This is a genomic window from Halanaerobium saccharolyticum (assembly GCF_003053565.1).
In the GTDB taxonomy this organism is placed as follows: Bacteria; Bacillota; Halanaerobiia; order Halanaerobiales; family Halanaerobiaceae; genus Halanaerobium; species Halanaerobium saccharolyticum_B.
The window spans coordinates 1-1,550 of record NZ_QAXS01000084.1 but is presented as its reverse complement, the minus strand read 5'-3'; the positions used below and the strand labels follow the sequence as shown (position 1 = coordinate 1,550).

Here is a 1,550-nt window from a genome sequence, read left to right as displayed (position 1 = left end):
TTTATGGTAAAATGTTTTTAGCACAAAAAACCATACCAAAACCAAAAAGGAGATTCTGATATGAGTTTACCACAAAACAACAATAAAATAAATAGTTTAAACAAATTAAATATTCCTGCTAAATTTGACAGTGATACAGTTTCCAATGTTCCAGCTTTTACTTATCTGGAAGCTGCTAAATCCTGTATAGATTTTAAATCTTTAATCTCAGATAATATTAGCTATCAAAAAGCAGCTAACGCAATCTATCAGCCTACTGATATCATTGATTTTATGGTTGATGCATCCATCCTGGGCTATTCCCGCTTTTCTCACTATGAAAATCTTAGAGAAGATGCAGGATATCTTCAAATTAAGGATTTTAATGTTCCCAGTGAAAAAGTATGTCGTGATCTTCTAAAAGCTATGCCTGAAGAAAGTGTAAATGAATTGAGAGAACTCAATAAAAATCTTCTCTCAACAATTGCTAAAACACAGCCTGCTAAAGAAGTGATACTCGATTTTGACGATACAGTCTGTACCGTTTTTGGTAATCAGGAAGGTTCTGCAAATGGATATAATCCAAGATATAAAGGCAGACCTTCATTTAAAGAAAAGGTTGGTATCATTTCTAAGACTGATGAACTACTTAACCTGACACTGGAAGAAGGTACTCATCACAGCAACCATGAATTCCTCAGTTTCTTAGAATCCTGTATTGAGACTCTACCCAAAACCTGGTATCTAAAAAGAATCAGAGCAGATAGAGGTTTCTTTGATCAGAAAAACTTTAGATACTGTGAAGATAACGGTATCGAATATGTCATCAAAGCTAAAATGCAAAATGGTGTCAAAAAAATTATTGATTATGTCAATGAAAATCCAGATCAATATCCCTGGGTCAAAATCGATAACACATTTAGTGTTACAGAAATTAGAGTACCACTAAAAAGCTGGGATAGAGAACGTAGATTTGTTTTAATCAAAAAATCATTACCAAAAAGCAACAAAAATGGTCAGCTTCTTTTTGAAGAGTTCACCTATGAATATCAGGCCATAGTTACCAATGTTGACTATCTAACAGCTGAAGAAGTATTCAATGACTACAACCAACGCTGTAATATTGAAAACAAGATTGACGAGCTGAAAGAAGGTTTTGCTTTTGACCAGAACACTCAGATTAATCGCAAATGTAATGAGCTGTATTTACTGATTAAAATGATTGCTTTTAACCTTAATAACTGGTTTAAAAGAACTTTCTTACCTGAAAGTATGCACCATCATGAGATAACAACGATCAGAAGAATATTTTACAAAATAGCAGGTAATATCTGCGGCAGTGGCTGGTACAAACACATCCGCTTTGCCCCAAATAAACTGCTGGAAAAAACAATTACACATCTTAGAAAGGCGTTAACAGATTTTAGAAAGAAGGTGGTCCTAAATTAAAACCACCAGTACAGTTGAGACTAATTTTTAAGCTATGAAAACCATAGTTTAGTTAAGTGCGTCTGAAATCTGGGAGCTGGATAATTTATTTAACTGGTTATCTAAATTAAGACTAAATATTT

General features: G+C 33.4%; 1 protein-coding gene. It reads left to right on the top strand.

What is annotated here, in order from left to right; translation table 11 throughout:
• The first annotated feature begins 60 nt into the window (after nt 1–60).
• A complete protein-coding gene (locus C8C76_RS14955) occupies nt 61–1,428 on the top strand; it encodes an IS1380 family transposase (protein ID WP_108143048.1) in 1,368 nt (455 codons plus the stop codon).
• Nucleotides 1,429–1,550 lie beyond the last annotated feature (122 nt).